We start from the raw sequence: 3923 nt of genomic DNA, 5'->3' as shown, positions 1-3923 counted from the left end.
GCTGAGTCAGGTAGTGCTGGAAGGTAGTTGGCTTGGGACTGCCCAGGATTTTGGGTACAACCGGCTCGGCTGCCAGCCAGATATTGGACTGACCCGGTTCGAGCAGCGCATCGCACACAAAGATACGGCTGGCGTAGGCACGTGCTTTACCTTCACCCTGGGATTTGCTGTAGCCGAAGATCGCTTCGGCAAGATCGAGATCTTCTTCGCGACGTAGCTCGTTTGGCACGAAGTCAATTGGCTTATACCGATAGGGCAAGCGCATCATCATGGTGTGACCAAAGAAAACGAGTTGGCCGTTTTCCATCAGATAGAATACAGGTTGGCCGTTGCGCAAGACGCCGCCTTTCCCTAACAGGTTTTCCTGCTCCTGGCTGATTTGATCCCTGTACGCTGCAATCAGCTCATCGGGGATGCGAATTGGTTTGACCTGATCGTCTGGCGGATAGATGACAGCCTCGCTGCATTTTGAAGCCATCGGTCCGCTCCGCACCAATGCACCCTCGGTCAGTTCGGATGCTGGCGTGGCCGAGGCCCGGATTACTTTGGCGTATTTGATACGCAGGAAGCCGCCACGTACATCCTGGTAGTCATATGGACCAGTCTGGAAGTAGATCTTCGATGCGTTCTTGCAATCAGGAATCTGCGAGAGATGTGCAGGAATGCTGTCGCTCCGAATACGTGCGAAGGTAGTTCCACCGATCTCTCTGGCAGGGTGGATGAAGAACTCGCCGCGATCTTCTTTAATGTACCCGGCTCTGACCAGCGGCGTGTAGTGCCAGGCCATTTTTCCACTGCGATTGGGGCGCCGAGCATTTTCACACATGATGCGGTCACGGTATTTTTTGCCGTGAGTGGTGGTATCACCGACCGCCCGGTAGACCAGTAATTGATCCGAGACCCACTGCACTTTGCTGTAGCTGATGATCTCTACAAGCTGACGTAACATTCCGCGCAGACTACTGCCCGGAATGCGTGGGGTCTTATCCGGATCGATGGAGAAGAAATCTGGCTTGTTGCGCACTCGTTCACGCCAGGGCACCTGCTCATCCTCGCCGCACTCCTGGCGCTCAAACTCTTCAGGGGTCAGCGGTGCACGCACGTAGATCGGCGAAGCGGTGGTAATCACACACTCAATAGTGCCGCTATGCCGTTCAAGATCGTAACGATCCTGGTCCGGTAGCGTATCCGGATCGATGGTAACGATCTTCTCCGGCAGTGGTACAAAATTGTAGGGTGCTCTGGCAATCTCTTTAGTGGGGTTTACGTGCCTGGGAATGTTCATAAGCATCTCCTTATGCTTCCGGTAGAAGCTGAACCAGACGGCTTAGCGTAATACTGGCTTCACCATCCTCATTTTCGGTGATATAGTGACGCACGCGCAGGCGTAGCTGGTGATGCCTGAGCTGTTCGCGTGTTACAACAATCGGAACTGCGTGACGCATACCCTGAGACCCCTCACGTAATAGTGTGAAACCGTTCATGGTGGCTTCCACGGTATCACCCCACAGAATCTGATCTTCGTCGATGATGTCATCATCATTACCCGGAACATCGGCAACCAGGCGAGCGCGCCAGCCATTGTCGTCGCGCCAGAGCAACAGCTCTCCCGCCGGGCTGAACAGACGCGCCTGTTGCAGGGTTGAGGGATGGAGCGGTGGAGATGCCGGAGCGATGCCATGCGAGGTATGCAGCGCACTATTATCGATACGACCCCAGATCACACCGTCGTCGGCGTGGGCGAGCAGGTAGCGCAGGTTATAATGCTGCGCCTGTTTCACCATCCAGGCAGCCGGATCGGTGTTGCATTCATCGTTCACAGGAATGCCGGTAAGCTGATAGGGGATCTTTGTCATCGCTTTACCCCCGCGTGAAAGACTGCAACGTAATGCTCAAGAGCATGACGGTCACTCACAGTCAGACGTTTGTCGTCAGCAAGGCTGATCGTGAGTGGCTTCCCTTTGTGCTGAGGTGTTTCAATCTCTGCTCTAACACCCTTCAATCGTCCGCGACCGATGCCGGCTTCACCTCCCAGCGGTAAGTCACCGGTCCACAGATCTTTGAGCAATAACAGCAACAATCCGATCTCGGCATCTCCAGGGTTACGGAGCGTCAGATCAACGGTGACAAGGGTGTCGCTCTTACCAAAGACCGGCTGTTCATTGAACAAACCCGTTCCGTGGACGCTGCCGGTAAAACGGTCAATGCGAATTCGGTTCTGTACCAGATTTACCGGGTTCTCGATCACTGTTTCGTTGACAACGAGGCGACTCGAGCGAGCCCTTTGTTTTTTGTCGCCAGTGATCTCGGCAGGGCCGAAGATACTGTCAATCATGGTCTGGGCCTGCTTATCATCGGCAATTGTGCGCAGAATACGCCCGGCACGATGGCGTAGCGCACCCGCCAGGCTGGTACCTGAAAGAACCGGCTTGCGCGTTCCACCTGGCCGGGCGCTATGCAGGTGTACGGTATCCGGGCCACGATCCTGTTCATCGAACCCGGCACGGATCAGGATGGAACCGTCAACGACAAACTGTGCCCGGATCCGGCAGAAGCTACGTCTGTCGCTACTATCCGCGAGAGTTACATTCAGGAGACTGGCAATGCTCTGACCAGATCGCTGTTCACTGCCGGTGGCGTATTTCCAGTCAGGATGATCTTCTGCTAACCAGGCCAGCAAACCGGCAGGCTTTGTGAGATCGTAACGGGTAACACGCCATTGCGTAACCCGACACACACCAAAACCGCGTCGCTTCCGTAGCCCGATGTCTATCTCACCTGCCTCAAGCCCCTGAAGAGCGAGGGCAAGCATTTGTTTTACCTGCTGCTGATTGTCACCCTGACTGAGGAGCAGTTCCATGCGAATAGGGAAGGTTGTGCCGGCTTCCAGAAGCTGAAGGTCGTACTTGTAGCCACGCGGAACCCCATTATCGAAATCAACTTTCGCGGTGCGCGTTATCGGGTCAATGCGCACACCATCGCGTAGTTCGATCTTTGATGCCTCACCCAGGGCATCATCGATAATCAAAGCACTTTGATCACCGTCGTCGTTGCCCTTCTGCCCGCCAAAAAGCGCTTCAATCAATCGATCTGTAGTCTGTTTCTCGAAACCGTGACGGCGCTCATGAAGGTAGTTGCGCAGCGCACCCGCCAGCGACGTGCCCGGTAGCAGTGCTTTTCCGGTCACTTCGTCCAGCAACAGTGGCATATCCACAATGCCATCGGTATCGCCGTTGCCCAGGTGGGTTGGGGTTTGCAACACCAGATCACCCTCGATGATCCAGCGTTCGCTAATCTGGCGAGATGTTGCCAGGGGATGCTTACTCATTGACGGCCTCCATCTTCCCTGCGGCGATCTTTTGCCAGTCTGGCGAGAACACCGTCGATCAGGCGGATCGTGTACTCACGGGCCAACTCTTTATCGTCCCTGGTACTAACAAGCACATTGGCACCGATGCGTTTGGATAGAGTTTGAGCGCCGATCTTGTCCCAGACGGTCTCTGGCTGACTCAGACGCTCTTCCAGCCATTGCGACAGCCGTTCCTCCGAACCGAGACGTGTTCGATCAAACTGATCTCTGACAGAGCGACGTGTCTTAATGTTCTCCTCCAGATATTTTTGCAACCGTGCGAGATCGCCGCCTGGTAGCGCTTCGCGGGCGATAATCCGCAATCTTGATAGCTGAGCGTTAGAAATGGATAGATGTTCAGGACGAATATCGTTGATTGCCTTGCGAAGTTTAGCATCCAGCTCTCGACGCAACATACGCATAGCCATCTGCTGTGCAATATTGCGTGCCGGGCCATCAAGGTTCGGCGCTGATTGTTCAATCAGACTCGCCGCCGGAGGATCCACCCTGATCAACTGCGTCTCAGTCTGCCAGTTGAATGCGAGACGGCCAAAACCCTCAGCCCGTCGCTCGC

General features: G+C 55.0%; 3 protein-coding genes and 1 pseudogene. All 4 read right to left on the bottom strand.

Going from position 1 to position 3923, the window contains the following annotated elements; translation table 11 throughout:
* The coding region (locus VAE57_RS06350) for a TIGR03986 family CRISPR-associated RAMP protein (protein WP_322821047.1) at window positions 1-1285 on the bottom strand (1285 nt) is incomplete at its 3' end.
* Between the two features lie 10 nt (window positions 1286-1295).
* Window positions 1296-1856, bottom strand: a complete 561-nt coding sequence (csx19, locus tag VAE57_RS06345; RefSeq protein WP_322821046.1) for a CRISPR-associated protein Csx19 — start codon at window positions 1854-1856, stop codon at window positions 1296-1298.
* Window positions 1853-3328: an RAMP superfamily CRISPR-associated protein gene (locus VAE57_RS06340; protein WP_322821045.1), complete on the bottom strand. Its 1476-nt coding sequence runs from the start codon at window positions 3326-3328 to the stop codon at window positions 1853-1855. The genes csx19 and VAE57_RS06340 overlap by 4 nt, the downstream gene beginning before the upstream one ends.
* A pseudogene (locus tag VAE57_RS06335) lies at window positions 3325-3923 on the bottom strand (CRISPR-associated RAMP protein Csx10); the annotation flags it as partial. The pseudogene VAE57_RS06335 and the gene VAE57_RS06340, both read right to left, overlap by 4 nt.

It is taken from the genome of Chloroflexus sp. (assembly GCF_034434295.1).
Taxonomy (GTDB): Bacteria; Chloroflexota; Chloroflexia; order Chloroflexales; family Chloroflexaceae; genus Chloroflexus.
The sequence above is the reverse complement of the archived record's forward strand: the minus strand, read 5'-3'. Positions and strand labels throughout refer to the sequence as shown.

Coding starts and splice junctions, on each gene's coding strand:
- csx19 (WP_322821046.1), bottom strand. CDS start 1,856: ATGACAAAGATCCCCTATCAGCTTACCGGCATTCCTGTGAACGATGAA.
- VAE57_RS06340 (WP_322821045.1), bottom strand. CDS start 3,328: ATGAGTAAGCATCCCCTGGCAACATCTCGCCAGATTAGCGAACGCTGG.